This window comes from Allobosea massiliensis (assembly GCF_042655245.1).
Taxonomy (GTDB): domain Bacteria; phylum Pseudomonadota; class Alphaproteobacteria; order Rhizobiales; family Beijerinckiaceae; genus Allobosea; species Allobosea massiliensis.
This window is the reverse complement of record NZ_JBHSLU010000073.1, coordinates 74,039-97,898: the sequence shown is the minus strand read 5'-3', so window position 1 is coordinate 97,898 and position 23,860 is coordinate 74,039. Positions and strand designations below refer to the sequence as shown.

The window sequence follows — 23,860 nt, the reverse complement described above, 5'->3', positions numbered from 1 at the left end:
CCGCCCTGGCCGGATAATTCTCGGAATCCCGACCGGTTAATTCTCGGAACAGTGGCCGGTTAATTATTGGATTACCCGGCCGGTCGCGTCGGAATCTGCAGCAGCTTGCGAGATATCGAGCCTTCTGTTGAGGGAAGCGATAGCGAACAGAACGGCCTTGGACAGTCATCGGTTCGCTCAAAACGCGTTCGAGAGCCGCTGCTCCTACGTCCGGGCGCAGCATTCCGAGATCTCGGATCCTCCGATAGGCAGCCAACCCGATCTCAGCTTTCATGCCATAACCGCCCAGCAAGCACGCCGCGACCTCCTCGGTCAGGGTGCGTCCCAGTTTGAGCTGGCTGTAGTGGTCATGCACCCGCGCCTGCCAAGCCTGGCCGTGCCAATAAGCTGCGGTGAAGAGTTCCTCGAAACGGCCCCACCGAATTCCTGGCATGAGCCACTCGTCAGGCCGCGGCATTTCGAGCACCAAGGAGCGGTCGCCCACAAGCGTGTGCATCGTTTGCATCGTCTGCTCTCTTGCAATCGCATCTTCGTATCGAGTTATATGCGTTATTATGCATTGAACAAATGAACAATGTCCGACAGAAATCCTCTCGACGAGCTCGTCCGATTGGGGCGGATAAGGGGACTGGCGCAAGCCGACCTGGCGGAGAAATTGCGCATAAGTCAGGGGCACTTTTCGAAACTTGCTAACGGCCTGCATTTGCCGGGTGCCAAACTTCGCCGGCGAATTGCTGATTTGACGATGGAGCTTGCGGGCTTGGATGCGGGGTGGATTGGCGCTGTCGGGCTCGCCGCATCGCAATCCGCAGACTTCCGGGACGCGGTCAACGCATTGCTTCGAATTATGCGTTCTAATGCCCGATAGGGAGGGGTCTTCGCTTCCTTGGGAATTCCGAAGCGCGTGTTCGAAAATGCGACTGTCCAAAAGTGACAGCGCGAAGGCGTTCATTAACGCGATGCAGATTTAATTCTGCGAACCACCGGCGAGCCATTGCTAAAATCGCCCCCTTTGATTCATATCGTGTTCCTCGACTCGGGAGAACGTCATGGCATACGCAGCAGTCCTCGAAGCCTTCAAAATGGCGGAGAAGCAGTCTGGAACGTATCGCGAGGCGCTGAAGCTGCGCGCGCAGCGCGAGGCGGAGAAGGCTGTGAAATCTGTCGTGAAAGACACTTCGCAGGGGGAAATTGGGAAAGAGATCGCGGGCCGCCGTTGACGCGACCTGTCTATTCCGAAAGCGACCAGAAGCGGGAATATGAAGACGGAGCGCACTCCGATCCGTGGCGTTCTGCGTACTCTCGCGACTACGGTCGCATAATCCACTCAGCTAGCTTCCGTCGCTTGCAAGGCAAGACCCAGGTCTTTCCTGGCCACGAGAGCGATTTTTTCCGAAGCCGCCTGACGCACAGCCTCGAGGTCGCACAGATCGCCGAGGGAATCGTCGAGCGGCTCAACCACGAGCACGACTTTTTCAAGCAGCAGCAAAATCGGATCGAGCCGCGCCTCGTGGCTGCCGCGTCGCTCATTCACGACCTTGGTCATCCACCATTCGGGCATAATGGCGAGCGCGCGCTCGACGAGATGATGCTGCGCCATGGCGGCTTCGAAGGAAACGCTCAGACCCTACGCATCGTCAGTCGGCTGGAGCGCAAGGTCATCGACGAGAGCGAGAAATGCTACGGGCTGAATCTCGCCTATCGGACGCTGGCGGCGGTTCTGAAGTATGATGAGATGATACCCGCCGAGCGGCCGGGCGGATCAAAAGTCGCTAAGGGCTATTATGAGACCGAGACCGCTCTGGTTCGGAAAATAAAAGAGGCGGTAGCCGGTGATCCAGCTTTTCGGCCCGGAAAGTTCAAGACGCTCGAATGCGTGATCATGGATCTCGCCGATGACATCGCATACTCGACGTATGATCTGGAGGACTGTCTCAAAGCTGGGTTCCTGACGCCTGCGGAAATTTTAGCGTCTGCAGACGGCTTGCTTTCTCAAGTCGCCGAGAAAGTCGGTGAAGAGCTCGGTTTCGCCTTTTCGAAGGCTGAGGTCATGGCAGTCTTTCAGGATATTTTTGCTCCGCCTGAGATTCCTGAAGGTGCGGATGCCGATACAAAGTCCGAACTCTACGTCGACTGGTATCGAAGCTCTCGGAAACTGGCCAATTCATCGAACCTGAGGACGAAGCTGTCGTCGGCCCTCGTCCACGAAGCAATCTTGGCCGTGGAAGTTGAGCCGGACAAGGAATTTCCAATGTTATCCAAGCCAAGACTGTCGGACGACCAGAGGAAAAAAGTCGAAGTTCTAAAATGGTACACTCGACTTTCGACGATTTATTCGTCGCGAGTAAAGTTGGCCGAATATCGGGGCTTCGAGGTGGTAAAAGGTATCTTCGAGGCACTCGCGCATAAGAAGAACGGCGCACTTTTGATGCCTCTGGATGTCCGCACGCGCTATGAAGCTGCCAACGACGACGAGGCTTTGCGCATGCGCATCGTCTGTGACTTCGTCGCGGGAATGACCGACCGATACGCGCTGGAGTTTTATGGGAGGCTTGCTTCGGACAACCCTCAGAGCATGTGGAAGCCCATCTGAAGGTTCCGAAAGCGGTGCGCTTACGGACGCTCCGGTGCCGTGGGAGCCACCACGGCAGGCCGGCCGGACTTCCTTAATAGGTCGGCGATGTGGCTTGTCAGGCCGACATCGCCAACGACCCTGATACCAGCTCCGGCCGGTAGCTCAGCCACAATTGCTCGCAACCGGTCGATGCCGTCGGCGACTTTGAAGTCCACCCACCCGGCTGGCTCTCCCGGAACAATGACGCCGCTCATGGTCGATGTCGCACCGCAATGCAACTGCACGATCCATAAGCGGTCTCCGTCATGAACCCACTCAAAACGGACCGGACCCAATTGCTTTATGATCTGCTCGTTCGCCGCATGGACGCTTTCGACGATCGTTCTGGGAAGTTGCTCGGGGGCTTCTAGCCCCAGCATAAAGCGATCGCCTTCGCCTTGGCGTCCTTCGATGAGCAACTGGCCGTCCCGCCCCGCGACAGCGGCCCCGGAATAGCGAGCGCGAACCGCCGCTTGGCACAACACGGACGCTATCGTCCTATGCTCCGGATCTTCGGAGGCAAGAAGGCGAAAGGGATCAGTCCAGCCCTTGACGGTCGAATAGAGCCCCGGCTGAGGTTCTTGGGGACACGTTCTGGTCCAGACTTCAAGGGAGCCGGTTTCCTGTCCAAACGAAAATGGCGCGATACGGCGGCCGACGACTAGCGTCTTGGGAACGGGTTGGCCTAGCAAATGAGCGATCAGCAGACCGTAGGCCTTGTCGCCAATGTGCCGACTGAACCTGTTGGGCCAAGCAGGCCGGGCCACCGGTGCGCCTGGGACATTCTCTTCGCGCTCCCATATGACCGTATGCGAATGCTGATAGCCACGCGGTTTGGGATGGATGCTGAATTCAAGTCGAAGGCCTGGCGCCCATTGCCAGTCCGGCTCAAAGCCGTAAATCGTTCGGAATAGGGGGAGGGCAAGTTGGATCGGAAGTGCAGCAACTCCGGGCTTTTCGACACAACGAGGCGTATCATCCGGAGCAAACTCGACCATTTCGCCCTGCAATACCCCTGATACGCCACCGTCCGAGACATCGATTGTCTCGTTGACGATCGTGTGCAGCCCTTGGGCGGCGAGGCGCCCGAGTGCCTGCAGGACAGCATCGGTGCTCTTCAGACCGTAGATGAACTCGCGGCTGCGAACTCCGTTGGGCGCATAGCTGCGAACGTTGACCTTTCGGTCTGCGGACGCGAGCAAAAGGCAACCGACTGCATCGTCGGCGGAATCAAATTTGGCGTTGTCGGGAAATCCCGCGATCCGGGAGTAGGTTTGAACGAAACCGCCGGCATCCGGACGAAAGCTGACGAACTGGGCAACGTTTCCAAAGCGCGCCACGGCATCGAGGATTTGGTCTTTTTGCAATGGCATCTGCATTCCGGTCTAAGTACCGAGCGGCTTGATCAGCTCGATCCGGTCGATAGAGGTTTGTTCGCGCGGATGTAAGCGCCTCTGACCAGAATACCGTGGAAGATGCCTGGCGCGGCGTTGTGAGAAACAATGAGCGATCACGCGCTCAGCTGCCGGCTCCGTTCAGCTGGGCTCTGTGATGAACGTACCAGCCTATGACGAGATCAGTGCTCGGTCCTCAGGACACGTTTGGCACCTCTGCTATTTCCGCAGGAACCACTCAGAAGCCTTCAGCGCTTCCGCTGAGGATTCTAAATCAAGCGGCATGGAGCTCGCGCTCGGCTGGTCGTATAAGCTCTACCGTATTGCCTTCTGGATCCCGGATGACAGCGCGCTCCCCCCACTGGCTCATCCGTGGTGACGATACAGATTGAGCCCCGCGCGCAAGGGCTTCCATGAAGCTTGAGGCGACGTCATCTACGCGAAACCCCAGCCGCATCTGAGGAGGCGTCGTTCCTTCGGACGGATAAAGTTCGATCGTCGTTCCGCCCATCGAGCAAGCCAAATGGTCGGGCCCATTTCCATGACGCTCGCGCAAAAATGTCATGCCAAGTGAGGAATAGAAACGCCCCAAGGCATCAACATCGCGGGCGCGAATAACCAGCAGGTTCAAAAGCATCGCGGGGCCTCCTGCAGCACTCTCGGCTAGTTTTGTATTAGGCAGCGTTAGGGAAGCGCGTCGTCAAATCAACGGGGGCCTCAAATTCATTAAAGCGAACGACAACACGAACTTCTCCGCCCAACGCTTCTATGTATTCTTTCACAGTACTCATCAGTGCGTCATCCTGATTTTCCAATCTAGAAATAAAACCCTGATCCTTTTTTAGCCTATCGGCGACAGTTTTCTGTGATTGATCGAGAAGGTTTCGAACCTCTTTAAGCGTCATTGCGGACTGTTGTTTGGCTGTGCGTTTGATCAATTGATTCAATCGCTTGGCTGCCAAATCAGGGTTGCGGTAGAGTTCGTCTGGCCGCGAGCCATAGGAATCATCATCGGACGTAAAAACGCCGAATCCCCGATCTAATCTCCAACTAACGTTTGCCTGAAAGTCACGATATTCTAGATCGACCCACCACTCGCCGTTTGGATCAGCAGGCTCGTCGATTGAATGTCTGGCGCCGGTCAGCGCAAGGCTTTGGATAAATCTCTGGATGTGTCGACGTCCATTTTCTCGCTGATCGTCAACCCGTCGCTCCCTGGTTTGTCCAGACATGTTTCGAATCCTTTCACGATCTTAATTGCGCCGTTGGAGGCGATCAGTGTGCTGTGCTTCCGGCTTCGATAGCGCACGATATCGTCATGGCCTTCGACCTCTCTCCGGCTGTCTTCCCGTGGGGGATACAGCCGACCATCACTTTCCCAAAGATGGGGATTGTTCGGGATAATCGTGAACTCATCCTCCACTGCAGCCAGAGTCTCAGCCAGCAGCTCCAAAGCTTCGCTCGCTGACGAGCAAGGCACCGCAGCTTCCAATCGGGACAGAAAAATCTCAGTTCGCTGCGCTTTGCCAATCATATAACATCCATATCATATAGCTTCAATGACATATTTTTAGAACGTTGGTCAACCAACAATGTTCGGCTTTCTACCACCGGGTTCCTTCATAAAATGCGGATAGCCGCAAAACCAAGCTGTGGTGGCATTCGTCTCGGTTGGAACGGTGCGTCTCGCTTTTGCCCGTTTGTCTGGCGCTATCAACTCCCTGCATGAGATAGATTAGGTCGTTGCGGCACGGCGCTCAGCGTTGACGGCGTCAGCGAACGCGCTCGCTTGATCAGTGGTTCGGGCGGCCATGGCCGTCCATCCCGCCATATGAATATGAGGTGCAGCGAGCGCGACGTAGACGCCGTCGAACAGCAAACGCATCAAAATTTGGTGCTGATGCTGAAGGTCATTCCTGAGACGGTGCCTTAAGATCTCCGAGAATTTACCGATCCGACGCATCGACGCTAAGCCCGCGCGGAGAGCCTCATCGCGGCGCTCAGTGTCATCTGCGAGGGACATCACGGCATCGACACATCTGATGAGCTCACCGACCTCTGCGACCAACTGATTGGCTCCGGAGAGGATCTGCTCTCTGCGCATCCTAACGCCTGCGTCTACCGCGTCGGCTCGACGTTCAATCCGCTCAACTCGCGATTCCAGATGAGCGATAAGTTGCCGAGACTCGAAAAATCGGGCGTCTGATTCCCTGTCCAGCATGGCGCTGAGAACAATTGGGAAGTGCCCGGCGATTGCCTTATCGATGGCTAAGCCCATGTCGAAGCAGGCATTCAGCAGGGCGGTTAGTTCATCCATATCGACGACCATGACCGACACCGATCGACCTTGAGCGTCGTATAGGTGGTTGCGAAGCCCATCTTCGAGCCCACGTTTGATGCCAAGCAAGCCTCTCAACCGATGAAGGTTGATATCGTTGCTCGCGGAGGCCGACAGATCGCTTAGGCTGGTCAGGGTTACATTCGTTTGGCGAGAAGCCTCGATTGCGCCAGACTGAAAGCCGCTCTCCGACAATAAGAATGCGCGGTCGGCGCCGACGTCCTGCGCAATTTGCGAGAGCGTCATGACTTGTTCCTTGCGAACCGCTGATCGCCAATGCTTGCACTCGACGATCCAATGAATCGATACGCCAGCGATGGTCGACCGAGCGGAAACATCAATCTTATGTCGCGCCCTAGCCCCCTGAACATTTGCCTCTACATATACTGAAAACCCCATCGACTCGAAAACTTCAGCAGTGTCGTTTTGATATTTGCTCCACGCGGGGGGCATACCGAACTGGCTCCTTGTTCCTCGACGAGTGCAACAGGCCGCGAAGTCATGCAATCGAGCGCTTCCAGCTTTATTTCGAACGCCTCTCTCTACGCGCTGCTGGTGTTCGAGCCTGTTGGGGTATCGCATCGACCGCGTTGAGCAGCCGCTCCGAATAGTTTTCTGCGGTTCTCTTCAGTGCACTTTCATTGGCGCTTGCCAGGATCGCGGCGGCGATCACGATAATGCCCCCGGCCTCGAGGTATGGATGCCGCCCAAAAAGAAATGCGGTCGCAGCACCGAGAAGGGCGGCCGTGACAATGCAAAGCGCGTAGGCCCTGATTCCGAGCAGGTTGCGGCGGAATCCGTAGGAAATATTCTCCTGATGGACAACGTCGAAAGGCGACTTGGTCTTCAACTCCAGCGCCTTGTTGCGTAGGCGATCAGAACAGGTCTCGTAGAGCAGTTCGGCGCCAGCCGGATCCTCGTCTTCTTCCTGTTTAGTGGGCATCCGTTCAACAAAGCCCAGCTCGACCATCCGGGCATGGAGGGACGCTTTTAAGCCTGGTCGAACGGTTTCGTCGCGATGCCGCAGCATCCGCGCCGTAGGCGATCCACCCCATTTGGTCCACAAGGGCTTCTCGATGGCCTTTCCAGCATCCCGCACCAACTGGCCGAGGACCATCGAAACGATCGCGATTGCCGTGCTGCCAGCGGCAAGCTTGAACGGCCACTCCGCGAAAGGAATCCAAGCCGTCACTGCGAGGCAAGCCGCCATGCCCACCAATACGGCAGGCCCCACCCGGGCAAGGAGTGTGTAGCGGTCGACGAGGCCTATCACGCTGCCGAACTCCTTCTTGGTTGAAGGCTTTCCAGGTCACCTTCCAGAGACAAGAAGCGAAAGCGGCTCGGCGTGCGGATCAACATCAGCACGGGGAAAAGCTGCGCGAGAGCCAAGTTGACAGCGGTCATCACATCTGTCCGGGAGGGACCGCTGTCGGTCAGATGGTTGTGCCAGGTTCCGATTGGATAAATCGCGCCACGATAGAGATTGGACGATGCTCCAAGGGCCTCCGAAAGGCCCATCACGCCGAGCTCGAACTCGGACGCGCTGAACTTGCTGTCGGACGGAGTTGGCAGGATATCGACCACGTGAAAAACGTCGCCGATCTCTGAGTATCGCCCCATCACAACGCCGCCTGTTTCAACGCCCGGCCGCAGAGCGATATCGCGGTCGATCAGTTCGACGACGCGGGGACTCAGTCGAACCGTGCGCGTCACTCCGTTCTCGCCCACTTGGAGGAAAGGCTCGATCCGCGTCCTGTTCCAGTTCAAGGAAAGCCCGTCGGACGCAAACGTCCCGAGAAGCAAAGTACCAGCGTCGGATGGAAGGCCATCACGGTGCAGTCGGCCTAGCTCCAACGCCATCGGCGCCGTCAGAGCGCCAAGAAGGCTGTCGGGCATAGCTGACGTAACCGACGAACACCCCTGTCCGACAGTGATTATCTGCGCCTCGTGCCCGAAGGCGGCTTCGCGTGCCACAGGATCGGCACCCATTTGCCGGTACCCTTCGATGGTCAGGTCAAGCAGCGACGGATTGCTCTTCGGGCCTTCGATGCCCATGAAGCCGATCTTGCCGCCTCCCAGAAGACTGGCCTCGATGGCGCGTGGCCGCTCTTGGATGACCGTGGGTAGGGATAGAACCTCGGTTACCGTGCGAGACCCGGTGGCATCGACCAGGAACGCTTCGCTGGCGCCCCACCATTTGCCGCGCGGCGCAGGATCATCGGCCAGAGAAGCGGCTACAATGTCGCTACCGAATGACTTTGCCTTCTGGCCTAGCCCTTCCAGCGCGCCCATCAACTGTCCCGACTTCGAACAGCTCACCAATCCTTCCGACACCCCCATCGGTAGCAGAGCATGACGAGCGTAATTGTGGGGGGTCAGCCGGTCTCGATCGACGAGGGTCGACGGTCCGCGACCTTCGCGTGCGAGATGAACCGCCAGCTTCGAACCGACGCTTCCGCATCCAAGAAGGGTCCAGGAGCGTTCGCCAGCATCGGTCAAGCCGGACGCACGCCTGAGCAGCACCGCCGAGATTTGGTCGCGGTGCAGCAACATTCGCACCGGGATGGCCTTTCGGTTCGCGAGATCGTCTCCGGATCTGATTTCAATGAGATATGGACACAGTTCCCAAAATGACCCCTGCCCAAGGACGGTTTTCGGTCTCCTAGCAAGAAGCACGATCGAAAGAAAAAGAGATCGCCGAAGCGGGCGGCCATTGATTCGGCGTCGCAAAAAGTCGAGCTGCGCAACCAAGGGGTCGCGACATCCGAGCTCTCCAGCGCGCTCGATGAGCTCCGCCAGCGTCGTGACTGTCTCCGGCCGATAATGCTCAGCGACAAAAGGAGATCCCGAGGGTGTACGCCCCGGCCATGCAATCATTCCTAGGGCGGGAGCGATTCCCCCCTTTGCCCCCAGCGACCGAAATGCGTTCTCATTCAGAGTCAGTTGCTCGGAAGCGAGCCAGATACTCAGTTGATCGCTCTTGGGCTCGACCTCGTCATCCTTGATGATGATGGAGCTGACGAAGACGGCTCCGGCATCTCGCCCGGGGAGCTGGCGAACAGCGGCCGCGTCGAAAACCACAACATCATCGATGCTGTCTCGTCGTGTCGGTTCCCACTCATCATTCTCTCCAATGAGGGCGCCAAACGCAGCCTTCTCCAGCCAGCGCGATAGCTGATCTGCAATTCCGCGAATGCCCTGCAATCGCATGAATTCCCGCGTCTGGCCGTCGACATAGCACGGCACAGGAGGCACGGACGGGTGCCCGGGCTGGATGTGCGGGTGACTTCGATCGAAATCATCCCGGAGAAAGATAATCGGCGCGTCCGCGGGGTAGGATTTGGTGAAAACGAAGGTGATTGGCTCGATCGCCTTCACGCCGCTATCGCTGTAGCCCTGCGCCTTCCATCTGTTCGGAAGGTTGGTATCGAAGTCGACGACAACCCAGTGGCCCCCGGCAGCAACTCGCGGAGCACCAACCGCGGTAACCCGCGGATGGTTGGCTAGCTGTCGCAGTGCGCGAGCGATGGGTTCCCGCAGTTCCACGGCTGCCCTCAACCGTGCTTGAACGGCTGGGAGCCGAGAGCCGTCGAACTTCCGCTGGCCGCGCCGGCGCCGCCGGCAATGTAAGGTGCCGCGAAAACCGACGCCTTCTTCCGTTCGGCTGGTCTCGGACCGCCGGCTGTTACTTCCAGCTCATAGGGGTCTGGACCGCTCACATCGGCGAGACAGGTGAAGGAGCCACTAGCCTCGGCGACGATCCCCTCGTACTCGCGCTTCGCGCGGATGCACGGCGGGTCATCGTCATCGTCCTCAATGGGTTTGCTGCTTGCCAGAACCGTGGCTCCCGCTCGCGTTTGGCTCAGCGCGAGGCGGGATTTCGGAGAAACCTCCGCGTCTTCTCCGAATTCGGACCAACTGTCCCAGGATAGGCTGCGCCACGAACAGTGATGGGGGGACAGCAGGAGATCGTATTCCAGCTCTACAGGCTTATCCTGATGCCTGTCCCAGAGCTTCTCCCAGATCGCCACCTCGGCGTCGCCGCCCAAGAGGTACTTGGCAGCGTCTCGGTAGCCCCCTGACGCCAGCCAAAGATTCAAGACAACGCTCGACTCGTTTTTCGAAAGTAACTCTTCCTCCTCGTCGTCGGTGGCTAGCATCGGCGCCAAGAGCGTGGCCTGGAACGTGGTGTCGAAAACCCCGCAGATCTTCCGAAAAACCTCATCGGTTTTCACGAGAATCCAGGTCAAGTCATCGGTCTTGCCGTCGATGTCCTCTCCCAGGATGAGAATGCGGTCGCCGTCGGAGATGGTCGTGCCCGACTTAAAAAGTCGGACACGCCTCCGCGCTTCCGAGCACCATGCGTTCGCGTCTTCGCAGAGCTTATGATTCTTGGAAGCTCGTCGGAAAACGATGGGTGAGCTCCACATCTCCCGGATCACGATCTTGTCGTCATCCTCGGACCAATCGCTCAGCGGACCGAGATGAAAGTTCTCCCGGAGTCCTCGGCAGTGATCTTGGTCGGGGTGGGTGAGCAGGAAAGCGTCGACATACAGACGATGTTCCGGGTCCCGCTCCAGCCGATCGCGCAACTGTTCACGGATGTCCGGACGTTCATCGGTAGGCTCGTCTGCCGCGCAGATATTGATGTCGACGAGGATCCTCCGGCCCGACGCCGTTTCGACCAGCGTCATGTCGCCGTTGCCGACTTTAAAATGCAGAGACTTCGCTGGCATTGATAGCTCCTAGAGCCTCGGGCTCTCAAAAAATGTTCATCGAATGTTCCTGCTGCGATTTGGCGGCAAGACAGTCCGCTGCCTCGCCGCCAAACTGTGGTCCTTGTCGTCAGGCGCCGTCCGACTCAATCAGTCCATCGTGACAGATCGAACTGGTGATTTTGCCGTCCGGGAAATCGTCTAAGTGATGTCTGTCACTACGTTATTTCTCGATTTTTCCTGCGCTTCAGGACAATTCATTCGGGGTTTCGCAAGGGGGTTATTTTGTTTAAGGGATCACGAACACCCCGTCGTGCTGCCACACGTGTTGCACTTCAAGCACGTCCCGTTCCTGACCAGCGTGAAGTTGCCGCATTCGCCGCAGCTGTCGCCGACATAACCCTTCATGATCGCCTCGGCGCGGCGCTCTGATGCCGAGGGCTGGGCGGCGGGGGCGGCGAAGCCGAGCTTGGCCATCTCCGGCTCGCCGAAGCTCTCCGGCTCCTCCTTCAGCGCGGTCGCGCCGGCGGTCGCGAAGGCCGTGACGTTCGAGCCGCCCCGCGCCACCGCATCGGTGCCGGTCGCGAGACCGGCGCCGCCCGGGATGGCGTGGAAGTTGATCGGCTTGCCGCGGCGGAAGCCGGTCGAGGCGAGCGGGCTCGAGGTGATGGGCGTCGTCGTCTGCGGCGCCTTGTCCTGGCCGACGCCGCCGCCGATCACGTCATGGCCGATCTCGGTCGGATCGACATGGGCGAGGTCGTGCCGGCCGAGATAGGAGATCGCGAGCTCGCGGAAGACATAGTCGAGGATCGAGGTCGCGTTCTTGATCGACTGGTTGCCCTGCACGAAGCCCGAGGGCTCGAAGCGCGTGAAGGTGAAGGCCTCGACATATTCCTCCAGCGGCACGCCATATTGCAGGCCGAGCGAGACCGCGATGGCGAAATTGTTCATCATCGCGCGGAAGGCGGCGCCTTCCTTGTGCATGTCGATGAAGATCTCGCCGAGGCGCCCATCCGCATATTCGCCGGTGTGGACATAGACCTTGTGGCCGCCGACGACCGCCTTCTGGATGTAGCCGGTGCGGCGGGCGGGCATCTTCTCGCGCTCGCGCACCACCTTCTCGACGATGCGCTCGACGATCTTCTCCGCGACCTGGGTGGCCCGCGCCGTCATCGGCTGCTGGTAATGCGCCTCGACCGCGTCGTCCTCGTCCTCCTCGTCGCTGATCAGCGCCGAGTTCAGCGGCTGCGAGAGCTTCGAGCCGTCGCGGTAGAGGGCGTTCGCCTTCAGCGCCAGCTTCCAGGACAGCATATAGGCGTTCTTGCAGTCCTCGACGGTGGCGTCGTTGGGCATGTTGATGGTCTTGGAGATCGCGCCCGAGATGAAGGGCTGGGCCGCCGCCATCATGCGGATATGGCTCTCGACCGAGAGATAGCGCTTGCCGATGCGGCCGCAGGGGTTGGCGCAGTCGAAGACCGGGTAATGCTCGGTCTTGAGATGCGGCGCGCCCTCCAGCGTCATCGCCCCGCAGACATGGACATTGGCAGCCTCGATCTCGGCCTTGGAGAAGCCGAGGAAGGGCAGCAGCTCGAAGCTCATGTCGTTGAGCTTCTCGGCCGGGACCTTCAGCGTCTGGGTCAGGAAATCCTCGCCCAGCGTCCATTTGTTGAAGACGAACTTGATGTCGAAGGCGGCCTTCAGGTCCTTCTCGATCGCGTCGATCTTGTCCTGGCTGAAGCCCTTGGCCTTGAGCGAGCCGTGGTTCACGCCCGGCGCCTGCGCCAGCGAGCCATGGCCGACCGCATAGGCCTCGATCTCGGCGATCTCGCTCTCGCGATAGCCGAGCGCCCGCAGCGCGTCCGGCACGGCGCCGTTGATGATCTTGAAATAGCCGCCGCCGGCCAGCTTCTTGAACTTCACCAGCGCGAAATCGGGCTCGATGCCGGTGGTGTCGCAGTCCATCACCAGGCCGATCGTGCCGGTCGGCGCGATCACGGTCGCCTGGGCGTTGCGGTAGCCGTGCTTCTCGCCGAGCGCGAGCGCCTCGTCCCAGGCGATGCGGGCGCGCTCGGACATCAGCGTGGCCGAGCCGCCGAGGCGCGCCAGCGTGCCGTGATCGAGCGGGACCGGCGTGACCTCGAGGCCCTCATAGCCGCTCGCCATGCCATGCGCGGCGGTGCGGTGGTTGCGGATCACGCGCAGCATGTGGCTGGCGTTCTTCTTGTAGCCCGGGAAGGGGCCGAGCTCGCCCGCCATCTCGGCCGAGGTCGCATAGGAGACGCCGGTCATGATCGCGGTCAGCGCGCCGGCGAGCGCACGGCCCTCGTCGCTGTCATAGCCGAGGCCCATGGTCATCAGCAGGCCGCCGATATTGGCGTAGCCGAGGCCGAGCGTGCGGTACTCGTAGGAGAGTTCGGCGATCTCCTTGGACGGGAACTGCGCCATCGTCACCGAGATCTCGAGCACGACGGTCCAGAGCCGGCAGAGATGCTCATAGGCCGCAACGTCGAATTCCTTGGTCTGGCGGTCGTAGAACTGCAGCAGATTGGCGGAGGCGAGATTGCAGGCGGTGTCGTCGAGGAACATGTACTCCGAGCAGGGATTGGACGCGCGGATGCGGCCCGACGCCTTGCAGGTGTGCCAGTCGTTCATCGTCGTGTTGAAGTGCAGGCCGGGATCGGCGCTGGCCCAGGCCGCGTAGCCAATCTTCTCCCAGAGGTCGCGGGCCTTGAGCGTCTTGGTCACCTTGCCGGTGGTGCGGCCGACCAGGTTCCAGTCGCCGTCGGTCTCGACCGCGCGCAGGAAGTCGTCGGTCAGCGAGACCGAGTTGTTCGAGTTCTGGCCCGAGACGGTTAGATAGGCCTCCGAATCCCAGTCCGTGTCGTAGATGTCGAACTGGATCTCCTTGTAGCCCTGCCTGGCGAACTGGATGACGCGCTTGATGTAGTTGTCCGGCACCAGCGCCTTGCGGGCGAGCTTGATCTCGCGCTTCAGCGCCGGGTTCTTCTCGGGATCGAAGCAGGAATCGCCTTCGCCCTCGCAGTTCACGCAGGCCTTGAGCACGGCCTTCATGTGCTTCTGGACGGTCTTGGAGCCGGTGACGAGCGCAGCGACCTTCTGCTCCTCCTTCACCTTCCAGTCGATATAGGTCTCGATGTCGGGATGGTCGACATCGACCACGACCATCTTGGCGGCGCGGCGCGTCGTGCCGCCCGACTTGATCGCGCCGGCCGCGCGGTCGCCGATCTTGAGGAAGGACATCAGGCCCGAGGAGCGCCCGCCGCCGGCGAGCTTCTCGCCTTCGCCGCGCAGCATCGAGAAGTTCGAGCCGGTGCCCGAGCCGTATTTGAACAGCCGGGCCTCGCGGACCCAGAGGTCCATGATGCCGCCCTCGTTGACGAGGTCGTCCTGCACACCCTGGATGAAGCAGGCATGGGGCTGGGGATGCTCGTAGCTCGACTTCGACTTGGTCAGCTTGCCGGTCTTGTAGTCGACGTAGAAATGGCCCTGGCTCGGCCCGTCGATGCCATAGGCCCAGTGCAGGCCGGTGTTGAACCATTGCGGCGAGTTCGGCGCGACGCGCTGGGTCGCGAGCATGAAGCGCAGCTCGTCATGGAAGGCTGCGGCATCCTCCTCGGAGGTGAAATAGCCGCCCTTCCAGCCCCAATAGGTCCAGCAGCCGGCGAGACGGTCGAAGACCTGCTTCGACGAGATCTCCGAGCCGGAGCGCTCGCCCTCGGGCAGGGCGGCCAGCGCCGCCTCGTCGGCGACCGAGCGCCAGAGGAAGGAGGGGACATCGTTCTCCTCGACCTTCTTCAGCCGCGCGGGCACGCCGGCCTTGCGGAAATACTTCTGCGCGAGCACGTCGCTCGCCACCTGCGACCAGGCCTCAGGCACTTCGATGCCTTCGAGGCGAAACACGATCGAGCCGTCGGGATTGCGGATCTCGCTCACGGCCGAGCGGAAGGGAATCGTGGCGTAAGGCGACTGTCCGGCGGAGGTGTAGCGGCGCTCGATGCGCATGATCCGTCATTCCCTGATGCTTGCCGCGGGCGGGTCACGCCTCGCGCGGCCGGTTGATCACCGGCTCCTGATGTCAGCCCAACTCGGTTGTGATGCCCCGTGGACGCGCAGGCGTTCTGTCCCGCCCTGCTTCGTCCGGTTGCGGCCAGACAGGCCGCGCGCGCCCTCGGCGCCACCGTCGCCGGTGTGCCGCGAAAACCGCCTCGACCCCTCTGGAAACTCTTGGCGCGGGTATCGAAAGGCGTCTCCGCCGGCCGTCACGCGACTGTCAAAACCTAGTCCCGGATGGACCGTTCCGTCAAGGATTAGTGCGCCGTCTTCGAGGCAGGCACGACATCTAGTGGTTATCTGTGAACTCAGGGGATAACTTTCAAGCCACCCGGCAAGCCTCAGAGATTCCACGAAGAATCGCAAGAGAGCCGGAGTGCGGGAGAGCCTCGCATCCCCGGTGCGATCGCTCGAATGCGCTAGAACATGGTTACCTGTTGCTTTCCTGCCATGACCGACGCTGCGAGGTCCGACGCGTTCTCCGCAACGGCCTCGAAGCGCCAGCGTGCACAGGCGTTTCGAGCCCTCGACCGATGCGAATCGGCGGGCGGCGCAGTGCAGTCCCGCGAGGCCGCGGCGCTCGAATCGGGTCGCTGCGCGTTCGCGCGCTCGAAAGCTGTGGACACTGGACAGGGCCTCACGCCGACGCCATAAGTCGCCGCAACGACGGCTCGCGCCACGCGCGGCCGCTGCCCCCTTTCGCGGGACGAGCACGATGAAAGACTGGCTGCTGCAGATATTCACCTGGTGGAACGGCCAGACCATCGGCACGCGCTTCCACACCTGGCGCTTCGGCGAGCGCGTCGGCGAGGACGAATTCGGCAATGTCTACTACCGCACCAAGGGCGGGGTGAAGGACAAGGCGCTCGGCTATCAGCGCCGCTGGGTGATCTACAGCGGCGAGGCCGAGGCGTCGAAGGTGCCGCCGGGCTGGAAGGGCTGGCTGCAGCACACGGTCGACGTCGCCCCCTCCGAGGAGCGCTACGAGCCGCGCGACTGGCAGCAGCCGCACCAGCAGAACTGGACGGGTACTGCGCTGGCCTACCGTCCCAAGGGCTCGATCCTGTCGGAGGGCGAGCGCCCCGCCGCCACCGGCGACTACGAGCCCTGGACACCGGGGCGCTGACACGGTTGGCCTGAGCGCCGGCGATGCGGGTCGCCATCCAGACCCAGGGCTCGCGCGGCGACGTTCAACCCTATGTGGCGCTGGCATGCGGGCTTCTCTCCGCCGGCCATGACGTCCAGCTGGCCGCGCCCGAGGCGTTCGCCGGTTTCGTGCGATCGCATGGGGTCACCTTCGCCCCGCTGCCGGGAGACATGCTGGCGCTGATCGACACGCCCGAGGGCAAGGCCGCGATCGCCGGCGGGCGCGGTTTCAGCGCGGGCCTGAAGCTGCTGCACCGGATACGGCCGCTGATGCGGCATCTGCTCGACCGGGAATGGGACGTCGTGCGCTCCTTCGCACCAGACCTGATCCTGCATCATCCCAAATCGCTCGCCAGCCCCCATCTGGCGGAGAGGCTGTCCATTCCTGCGGTTCTCGCTTCACCTCTGCCGGGCTTCACGCCGACGGCCGCCTTTCCCAGCCCCCTCCTGCCAGTGCGCTCGCTGGGTCCGCTCAATCGCCTCAGCCATCAACTGGCGATCCGGGCCGGCGCCATGCTCTTCGGCAGGACGATCCGCGCCTGGCGTTGCGAGACCCTTGCGCTGCCGTCCTCACCCGCTGGCCGCAGGACCTCCGCGGGCACACTCTACGCGTACAGCCGCCATCTTCTGCCGGTTCCCCGGGATTGGGGCGACGATGTCCTGGTCTGCGGAAACTGGTTCCTGGACGGCGGCGACTGGCAGCCGCCCCCGGCGCTGGAGCGGTTTCTCGCCGCCGGCGAACCGCCAATCCATGTTGGGTTCGGCAGCATGCCGGGTCTCGATCCGGAGCGGCTGACGGCCATGGTCGTCGAGGCCCTGGCCAAGGTCGGCCGCCGCGGGCTTCTGGCGACGGGAGGAGGCGCGCTCATGGCAGGCGAGGCTGCGCCCCATGTGCACGTCATCGACGACGCCCCGCACGCCCGGCTCTTTCCCCATGTCGCAGCGAGCCTGCACCATGGCGGCGCCGGCACGACGGCCGCCTCGTTGCGGGCTGGCATCCCGACGATCATCTGCCCGTTCTTCGGCGACCAGCCGTTCTGGGCGCGCAGGATCGTGACCCTGGGCGTCGGCCCGCCCAGCCTCGACCGCCGGAACCTGTCGGTCGCCGCGCTCGCCTCGGCCTTCGCCGCCGCCGCCGACGCGGACATGCGCCGCCGGGCTGCCCGACTCGGCGAAGCCATCCGCAGGGATCGCGGCGTCGCCGATGCGATCGCATTCATTACGGCCCGCACCGCCCTGTGGCACGCGTCCCGGGCCTGAAACGCCCGGCCGCGGGTGGCCTGCGCCGCAACGCCCTTTTTCCGCTGCGATTGGCGTGTTACTGCGCGCCGACGCGGGCCGGCCCCGCTGCCGCAGAGATTCGCCACACAGCCATGCCGTCGCCCCCCCGCTTTCCGGCCCTGGCCGGCCTGGTTTCGACCGCGCTTCTGTCGTTCGCCCTGACCGGCCCGGCCGCGGCCGACCGCATCCGCAACCCGACCGCCGTCTTCGCCGGGCTCGACAAGATCACCGGCCGCATCATCTCCTTCGAGGTCGCCGTCGATGAGACCGTCCAGTTCGGCGCGCTGCAGATCACGCCGCGTGTCTGCTGGACGCGCCCCCCGACCGAGGCGCCGCAGACCACGAGCTTCACCGAGGTCGACGAGGTCACCTTCAACAACGAATACCGCCGCATCTTCACCGGCTGGATGTATGCCGCCAGCCCCGGCCTGCACGGCGTCGAGCATGCGATCTACGATGTCTGGCTGACCGACTGCAAAGGTGGCACCGAGCTCGTCGTCGATCCGAAGGAGCCGGAGGCGCCCGTGCCGGAGGAGCCGCGCCGGCCGCGCACTCCGTCGCGCGACGTCAACCAGCAGCCCGGCCTGCCGCCGCCGGGAGCACCGGGGCCGGTCGTCCCGCCGCCCGGCCAGCGCATCGACGTAGCGCCGCCGCAAGGCGTGCCGGTCGCGCCGCGCCAAGCGCCGACCCAGCGCTATTTCCCGACCAATCCCGGCCGCGACCCGACCGGCGGGAACTGAGGCTGCCCTCAGGCTGAAGCGACACTCGCGACGGCCTGCGCGCCGCTGATTCCGTATCCCGGCGCCCAGACGGCACCATCGCCCGGCGCCGACAGCGCGCGATCGAGCAGCAGCCGGTAAGCCGCCCGCGGCACCTCCTGCGTGCCGAATTGCGCGAGATGCGCGGTCTGGAACTGGGCGTCGAGCAGCCGGTAGCCGCCCAGACGCAGCCGTGCCACGAGATGCACCAGCGCGACCTTCGACGCGTCGGTCTCGCGGTGGAACATGCTCTCGCCGAAGAAGGCGCCGCCCAGGGCCAGGCCATAGAGTCCGCCGACGAGCTGCCCCTCGCGCCAGCACTCGACCGTATGGACATGGCCGATGCGGTAGAGGGCGCCGAAAATCTCGCGGATGCGCCGGTTGATCCAGGTGTCCGGCCGGTCGGGCCGCGCCTCCGCGCAAGCCGCGATGACAGCTTCGAAATCGCTGTCGACGCGGATCTCGAAGCGCTCCGAGCGCACCGTCCGCGCCAGCCGCGACGACAGGTGAAACCCCTCGAGCGGAATGACGCCGCGCATTTCAGGCTCGACCCAGAACAGGTTCGGGTCATCGGCCGTCTCCGCCATCGGGAAAATGCCGGCCGCATAGGCGCGCAGCATGATCTCCGGCGTGATCTCGGGCGTGCGCACGGGAATGGAGCGGGCCTTCATGGGCGCAGGGGAGCGCGGGCGGGCGCGCGAGTCAAACGGCTGTCCAACGATCTTCAGCCTCATCCTGAGGAGCGCTCCGACGGAGCGCGTCTCGAAGGATGTTGCAGGAAGCTCTCGAGACATCTGGATCATCCTTCGAGACGCCGCGTTCCGCGGCTCTCCAGGATGAGGTCTCGAAAATTCCGCCGTTCAGGCGCTGCCGGTCTCGTCCATGCCGCCGGCCGCGAGGAATTTTTCGAGCCAGTGGATGTTGTAGTCGCCGTTCAGGATGTCCGGGTTGCGCACCAGCGTGCGGAACAGCGGGAGCGTCGTGTCGACGCCGTCGACGACGAACTCGTCCAGGGAGCGGCGCAGGCGCATCAGGCACTCGGCGCGATTGCGGCCATGCACGATCAGCTTGCCGACCAGCGAGTCGTAATGCGGCGGGATGACATAGCCCTGATAGGCCGCCGAATCGACGCGCACGCCGAGACCGCCCGGCGTGTGGAAGGAGACGATCTTGCCCGGCGAGGGCCGGAAGGTGGCGTGATGCTCGGCATTGACCCGGCATTCGATGGCATGGCCCTCGATCACCACGTCCTTCTGCTGGATCGAGAGCGGCAGGCCGGCCGCGATCCGGATCTGCTCGTTGACGAGGTCGATCCCGGTGATCATCTCGGTCACCGGATGCTCGACCTGGATGCGCGTGTTCATCTCGATGAAATAGAACTCGCCGTCCTCGTAGAGGAACTCGATCGTCCCGGCGCCGCGGTACTGCAGCTTCTTCATCGCTTCGGCGCAGATTTCGCCGATCCGGTCGCGCTCGCCGGCGTTCAGCGCGGGCGAGGGGCCTTCCTCCCAGACCTTCTGGTGACGGCGCTGCAGCGAGCAGTCGCGTTCGCCGAGATGGATCGCATGGCCACGGCCGTCGCCGAGCACCTGGATCTCGATATGGCGCGGCTTCTCTAGATACTTCTCGATATAGACCGCGTCGTCGCCGAAATTGGCCTTGGCCTCGGTGCGCGCGGTCGACAGCGCGACGGACATCTCGTCCTCGCTGCGGACGACCTTCATGCCCTTGCCGCCGCCGCCCGACGCCGCCTTGATGATGATCGGGAAGCCGATCTCGGCCGCGATGCGAAGCGCCTCGGCATCGTCGGTGACGCCGCCTTCGGAGCCCGGCACGCAGGGGATGCCGAGCGCCTTGGCCGTGCGCTTGGCCTCGATCTTGTCGCCCATGGAGCGTATATGCTCGGCCTTGGGCCCGATGAAGGCGATGTTGTGCCGCTCGAGAATCTCGGCGAAGCGCGCATTCTCGGAGAGGAAGCCGTAGCCGGGATGGACGGCGTCGGCGCCGGTGATCTCGCAGGCGGCGATCAGGGCCGGGATGTTGAGATAGCTCTCTCGCGCGCTCGGCGGGCCGATGCAGACGCTCTCATCGGCGAGGCGCACATGCATGGCGTTGGCGTCCGCGGTGGAATGCACCGCGACGGTGGCAATGCCGAGTTCCTTCGCGGCGCGCAGCACGCGCAGCGCGATCTCTCCCCGGTTGGCGATCAGGATCTTGTCGAACATCTTGCGTTCGCCGTTCCCGGGGCCGCTCACTCGATCACCAGAAGCGGCTCGCCATATTCGACGGGCTGCCCGTCCTCGACGAGGATCGCGACGACCGTGCCGGCTCGTGGCGCGACGATGTCGTTGAAGGTCTTCATCGCCTCGACCAGCAGGATCCGCTCGCCCGCCTTCACCACCGAGCCGATCTCGACGAAGGGCTTGGCGTCCGGCGAAGGCCGGCGATAGGCGGTGCCGACCATCGGGGACGGCACGGCGCCGGGGTGGGCGGCGGCGGCCTTGGCGTCCGACGGGGCCGGAGCGGCGGCGGGCGCCGCGGCGGGGGCAGCCGCCGCCATCATCGGCGCGGCGGCGGGCACCTGCACGGTCGCCGTCAGCGTCCGGGCGACACGGACCCTGAGATCGCCCTTTTCGACCTCGATCTCGCTGAGATCGGTCTCGTTCAGCAATTGCGCGAGTTCACGCACCAGTTCGGGGTCGATCGGGCTCTTGGTCGCCATGGCGGTTTCACCGTCTTCGTGGTCTTGGATCGGGCGCGCAGGCCCGTGGGGTGGGGTGCGGATCAGGCCGCCGGCTTGGTGGCGCGCTTCTGCAGAAGCGGCACGATCGCGTCGAAAGCAAGGTCGTAGCTCGCGACGCCGAAGCCGCAGATCACGCCGACGCAGACCGGCGCCATATAGGAATGGTGCCGAAATTCCTCGCGGGCGTGGACATTCGAGACATGAACCTCGATCGCCAGCGCATCCGTGCCCTTAATCGCGTCGCGCAGCGCGACCGAGGTGTGGGTGTAGGCGCCGGCATTGATGACGATGCCCGCCCCCGCCAGCCCGGCCTGCTGGATGAAGGTGACGAGCTCGCCCTCGTAATTGGTCTGGCGGAAGACGAGCTCGACGCCGGCCGCCTCAGCCCTCGCCCTCAGCCGCTCCTCGACTCCGGCCAGCGTTACCGCGCCATAGGTGGCGGGCTCGCGGGTGCCGAGGAGGTTGAGATTGGGACCGTTGAGAACGTGGACGGCGACCATGGCGCAGGTGTTTCCGGCGCCGCCCGAGGGCGGCGGACGCCGCCCTCATAGACGCTGCGAGCCGGCAGGGGAAGTCTGACGGCGCGTCAGGCGCTCGACAGGCTCAGCCGCTGCAGCTCGTCTTGCCGCATTTGCGCACGGCCTCGATCTTCTGCTTGAGGGCCGGCGCGCCGACAGCGCCGAACACGACCTCGTCGCCCAGGATGAAGGCCGGGGTGCCGGTGAGACCGAGACGGTCGCCGAGCGCCACCGTATCCTCGATCACCCCCTTGGTCTGCGCGGATTCCATGTCCTTCTTGAGCCGCTCGACATCGGCGCCAGCCTCCTTGGCGACCTCGAGCGCCTTGGCGCCGTTGATCCGGCCCTTGGTCGCCATCAGCTTGTTGTGGAAATCGAAGTACTTCTGCCCCTGCAGCTGAGTCATGGCCGCAACCGCGACACGACTCGCCTCGACCGAGTCGGGGCCCAGGATCGGGAAGTCCTTGATCACGACCTTGAGCTTCGGATCCTCCTTGACGAGGGCCCGGACGTCCTCGACCGCCCGTTTGCAGAAGCCGCAATTGTAATCCATGAACTCGACGATGGTGACGTCGCCCTGCGGGTTGCCAACGATCGCCGAGGTCGCCGGATCGACGAGCTTCGCCTTCTCCGCCAGGACGGCGCTGCGCTGCGCATCCGCCTGAGCGACGGCGTTGCGGCGCTCCAGCTCGATCATCGCCTCCTGGATGATCTCGGGGTTCTGCAGCAGCGTCTCGCGAATCAGGGCCACGATGGCCTTGCGCTGTTCGGCGGTGAGGCCTTGGGAAGGCGTCGCGGTCTGCGCCAGGGCCGAGGTCGAGGCCGCGAGGCCAAAGCCGAGAGCCAGCGCCGGCAGGAGGCCGGCCAAACGCCGGAGCGGGGTGGGGAGGGCCATCGGGTCGTCCTTCTCGGTTCCGGCGCGCGACCGGTTGATGTTGCACAGCTTCTCGGCTCTCGTGACGCAGGCGTCAATTCACAGCTTTGCCACCGGTTGCGGGGCCGGGACGCCTCGGCTACGCCCGCCGGCAGGCCACCCCGCCCCGGACGAGACGATGCCAGACCAGCCGAATCCAGTCGCCTCCCGCCCGCAGGACAGACTGCAGCCCGCAGCACGCGCCGCGCGCGTCCAGCCCTTCATCGTCATGGACGTGATGAACCAGGCGGCGGCGATCGAGCGCGGCGGCGGCTCGGTCGTCCATATGGAGGTCGGCCAGCCCTCGGCCCCAACGCCGGCCTCGATCCGCGCCGCCGCGGCGCGCGCGCTCGAAGATGGCCGCATCGGATACACCCAGGCGCTGGGGACGGATTCGCTGAGAGCCCGCATCGCCCGACATTACGCCGAAGCCTATGGCGTCGATGTGGCGGCCGAGCGCGTGGTGGTCACGACCGGCTCCTCGGGCGGTTTCATCCTGGCCTTCCTCGCCTGTTTCCAGCCGGGAGCCCGCATTGCGATCACGGCGCCGGGCTATCCCGCCTATCGCAACATCCTGATCGCGCTCGGGCTAGAGCCCGTGGCGATCGAGGTCGGCCCCGAGACCCGCTTCGCCCTGACGCCGGATCTCATCGCCCGCGCGCATCGCGCGAAGCCGCTGGCCGGCGTGCTGACCATGAGCCCGGCCAATCCGACCGGTGTGGTCATGGCGCCCGACGCCATCGCCGCCGTGGCCGCGGAGTGCCGCCGGCTCGGCCTCTGGTACATCTCCGACGAGATCTATCATGGTCTGACCTATGACCAGCCGGCGACGACGGCGCTCTCGGCCGACCCCGACGCGATCATCGTCAACTCCTTCTCGAAGTACTATTGCATGACCGGCTGGCGCGTCGGCTGGCTGGTCGTGCCGCAGCGGCTGGTGCGGACGATCGAGCGGCTGCAGCAGAACCTCTCGATCTCGGTGCCCTATCTGAGTCAGGTCGCGGGCGAGGCCGCCTTCGAGGCCACGCCCGAATGCGAGGCGATCAAGGCGGGCTATGCCGAAAACCGCGCCTATCTGCTGGAAGCGCTGCCGCGGATCGGCCTGGGCGATTTCCTGCCCGTCGACGGCGCCTTCTACATTTATTGCGACATCGGGCGATATTCGAACGATTCTATGAGCTTCTGCCGCGATGTTCTGAACGGAGCGGGCGTCGCGATCACGCCGGGGCTCGATTTCGACGAAGGCCGCGGCGCCCGAACAGTCCGGCTGGCCTTCGCAGGCTCTCTGGCCGAATGCCAGGAGGCCGTCACGCGACTGGACGCCTGGCTGCGACAGCGGGCCTAGCCGCCGCTTGCCAAGCCTCCCGCT

Annotated in this window: 20 protein-coding genes and 1 pseudogene; 6 read left to right on the top strand and 15 right to left on the bottom strand. The window is 63.1% G+C overall.

Annotation, left to right across the window (positions count from 1 at the left end; all coding sequences use genetic code 11):
• Window positions 1–952 (bottom strand): annotated as a pseudogene (locus tag ACFPN9_RS21945) (hypothetical protein); the annotation flags it as partial.
• Window positions 953–1,049: 97 nt separating this feature from the next.
• Here ACFPN9_RS21945 and ACFPN9_RS21940 point away from each other — a divergent pair.
• Together ACFPN9_RS21940 and dgt are read left to right on the top strand one after the other, a co-directional pair.
• The gene (locus tag ACFPN9_RS21940) at window positions 1,050–1,220 is read left to right on the top strand and encodes a hypothetical protein (protein ID WP_377817593.1); all 171 of its coding nucleotides are present in this window, start codon (window positions 1,050–1,052) and stop codon (window positions 1,218–1,220) included.
• A complete protein-coding gene (dgt, locus tag ACFPN9_RS21935) occupies window positions 1,217–2,593 on the top strand; it encodes a dGTP triphosphohydrolase (protein WP_377817592.1) in 1,377 nt (458 codons plus the stop codon). Before ACFPN9_RS21940 ends, dgt begins: the two co-directional genes overlap by 4 nt.
• A gap of 20 nt (window positions 2,594–2,613) precedes the next feature.
• Here the strand turns inward: dgt and ACFPN9_RS21930 are convergent, their stop codons facing one another.
• The 9 genes from ACFPN9_RS21930 to ACFPN9_RS21890 all read right to left on the bottom strand — a co-directional run bounded on the left by ACFPN9_RS21930 (window position 2,614) and on the right by ACFPN9_RS21890 (window position 15,084).
• Complete coding sequence (locus tag ACFPN9_RS21930) at window positions 2,614–3,987, bottom strand: hypothetical protein (protein ID WP_377817591.1); 1,374 nt, start codon at window positions 3,985–3,987, stop codon at window positions 2,614–2,616.
• A 295-nt stretch (window positions 3,988–4,282) separates the two neighbouring features.
• Window positions 4,283–4,645: a VOC family protein gene (locus tag ACFPN9_RS21925; protein ID WP_377817590.1), complete on the bottom strand. Its 363-nt coding sequence runs from the start codon at window positions 4,643–4,645 to the stop codon at window positions 4,283–4,285.
• Window positions 4,646–4,682: 37 nt separating this feature from the next.
• Window positions 4,683–5,240, bottom strand: coding sequence for a helix-turn-helix domain-containing protein (locus ACFPN9_RS21920; RefSeq protein WP_377817589.1), 558 nt, complete (start codon window positions 5,238–5,240; stop codon window positions 4,683–4,685).
• Window positions 5,150–5,542 carry a hypothetical protein gene (locus ACFPN9_RS21915; protein WP_377817588.1) on the bottom strand — a complete coding sequence of 131 codons (393 nt, stop codon included), beginning with the start codon at window positions 5,540–5,542 and terminating at the stop codon, window positions 5,150–5,152. The genes ACFPN9_RS21920 and ACFPN9_RS21915 overlap by 91 nt, the downstream gene beginning before the upstream one ends.
• A 201-nt stretch (window positions 5,543–5,743) precedes the next feature.
• Window positions 5,744–6,799 (bottom strand): restriction endonuclease, encoded by a 1,056-nt coding sequence (locus tag ACFPN9_RS21910; RefSeq protein WP_377817587.1) that lies wholly within the window; start codon window positions 6,797–6,799, stop codon window positions 5,744–5,746.
• A gap of 70 nt (window positions 6,800–6,869) precedes the next feature.
• On the bottom strand, window positions 6,870–7,619 hold the full coding sequence (locus tag ACFPN9_RS21905; protein ID WP_377817586.1) for a hypothetical protein: 750 nt from the start codon (window positions 7,617–7,619) through the stop codon (window positions 6,870–6,872).
• Window positions 7,616–9,892, bottom strand: a complete 2,277-nt coding sequence (locus ACFPN9_RS21900; RefSeq protein WP_377817585.1) for a hypothetical protein — start codon at window positions 9,890–9,892, stop codon at window positions 7,616–7,618. The genes ACFPN9_RS21905 and ACFPN9_RS21900 overlap by 4 nt, the downstream gene beginning before the upstream one ends.
• Before the next feature lie 8 nt (window positions 9,893–9,900).
• Window positions 9,901–11,082 carry a ComEC/Rec2 family competence protein gene (locus ACFPN9_RS21895; protein ID WP_377817584.1) on the bottom strand — a complete coding sequence of 394 codons (1,182 nt, stop codon included), beginning with the start codon at window positions 11,080–11,082 and terminating at the stop codon, window positions 9,901–9,903.
• Window positions 11,083–11,358: 276 nt separating this feature from the next.
• On the bottom strand, window positions 11,359–15,084 hold the full coding sequence (locus ACFPN9_RS21890) for a vitamin B12-dependent ribonucleotide reductase (protein ID WP_066734356.1): 3,726 nt from the start codon (window positions 15,082–15,084) through the stop codon (window positions 11,359–11,361).
• 763 nt (window positions 15,085–15,847) lie between these two features.
• Here ACFPN9_RS21890 and ACFPN9_RS21885 point away from each other — a divergent pair.
• The 3 genes from ACFPN9_RS21885 to ACFPN9_RS21875 all read left to right on the top strand — a co-directional run bounded on the left by ACFPN9_RS21885 (window position 15,848) and on the right by ACFPN9_RS21875 (window position 18,299).
• On the top strand, window positions 15,848–16,258 hold the full coding sequence (locus ACFPN9_RS21885; RefSeq protein WP_066734359.1) for an NADH:ubiquinone oxidoreductase subunit NDUFA12: 411 nt from the start codon (window positions 15,848–15,850) through the stop codon (window positions 16,256–16,258).
• Window positions 16,259–16,281: 23 nt separating this feature from the next.
• Window positions 16,282–17,538, top strand: a complete 1,257-nt coding sequence (locus ACFPN9_RS21880; RefSeq protein ID WP_066734362.1) for a glycosyltransferase — start codon at window positions 16,282–16,284, stop codon at window positions 17,536–17,538.
• 113 nt (window positions 17,539–17,651) lie between these two features.
• A complete protein-coding gene (locus tag ACFPN9_RS21875) occupies window positions 17,652–18,299 on the top strand; it encodes a DUF2155 domain-containing protein (protein ID WP_066734365.1) in 648 nt (215 codons plus the stop codon).
• Between the two features lie 8 nt (window positions 18,300–18,307).
• Here ACFPN9_RS21875 and aat read toward each other — a convergent pair whose 3' ends face one another.
• The 5 genes from aat to ACFPN9_RS21850 form a co-directional block, all read right to left on the bottom strand.
• The gene (gene aat / locus ACFPN9_RS21870) at window positions 18,308–18,988 is read right to left on the bottom strand and encodes a leucyl/phenylalanyl-tRNA--protein transferase (RefSeq protein WP_066734378.1); all 681 of its coding nucleotides are present in this window, start codon (window positions 18,986–18,988) and stop codon (window positions 18,308–18,310) included.
• 189 nt (window positions 18,989–19,177) lie between these two features.
• Entirely contained in the window at window positions 19,178–20,542 is a 1,365-nt protein-coding gene (accC, locus tag ACFPN9_RS21865) for an acetyl-CoA carboxylase biotin carboxylase subunit (protein ID WP_066734368.1), read from the bottom strand.
• 26 nt (window positions 20,543–20,568) lie between these two features.
• A complete protein-coding gene (gene accB, locus ACFPN9_RS21860) occupies window positions 20,569–21,039 on the bottom strand; it encodes an acetyl-CoA carboxylase biotin carboxyl carrier protein (protein ID WP_067997299.1) in 471 nt (156 codons plus the stop codon).
• Between the two features lie 62 nt (window positions 21,040–21,101).
• Window positions 21,102–21,560 carry a type II 3-dehydroquinate dehydratase gene (gene aroQ, locus ACFPN9_RS21855; protein ID WP_066735062.1) on the bottom strand — a complete coding sequence of 153 codons (459 nt, stop codon included), beginning with the start codon at window positions 21,558–21,560 and terminating at the stop codon, window positions 21,102–21,104.
• A 103-nt stretch (window positions 21,561–21,663) separates the two neighbouring features.
• Window positions 21,664–22,473, bottom strand: coding sequence for a DsbA family protein (locus ACFPN9_RS21850; RefSeq protein WP_066735065.1), 810 nt, complete (start codon window positions 22,471–22,473; stop codon window positions 21,664–21,666).
• Between the two features lie 157 nt (window positions 22,474–22,630).
• Here ACFPN9_RS21850 and ACFPN9_RS21845 point away from each other — a divergent pair, with 157 nt between their 5' ends.
• Window positions 22,631–23,836, top strand: coding sequence for a pyridoxal phosphate-dependent aminotransferase (locus tag ACFPN9_RS21845; protein ID WP_066735070.1), 1,206 nt, complete (start codon window positions 22,631–22,633; stop codon window positions 23,834–23,836).
• Window positions 23,837–23,860: the final 24 nt, after the last annotated feature.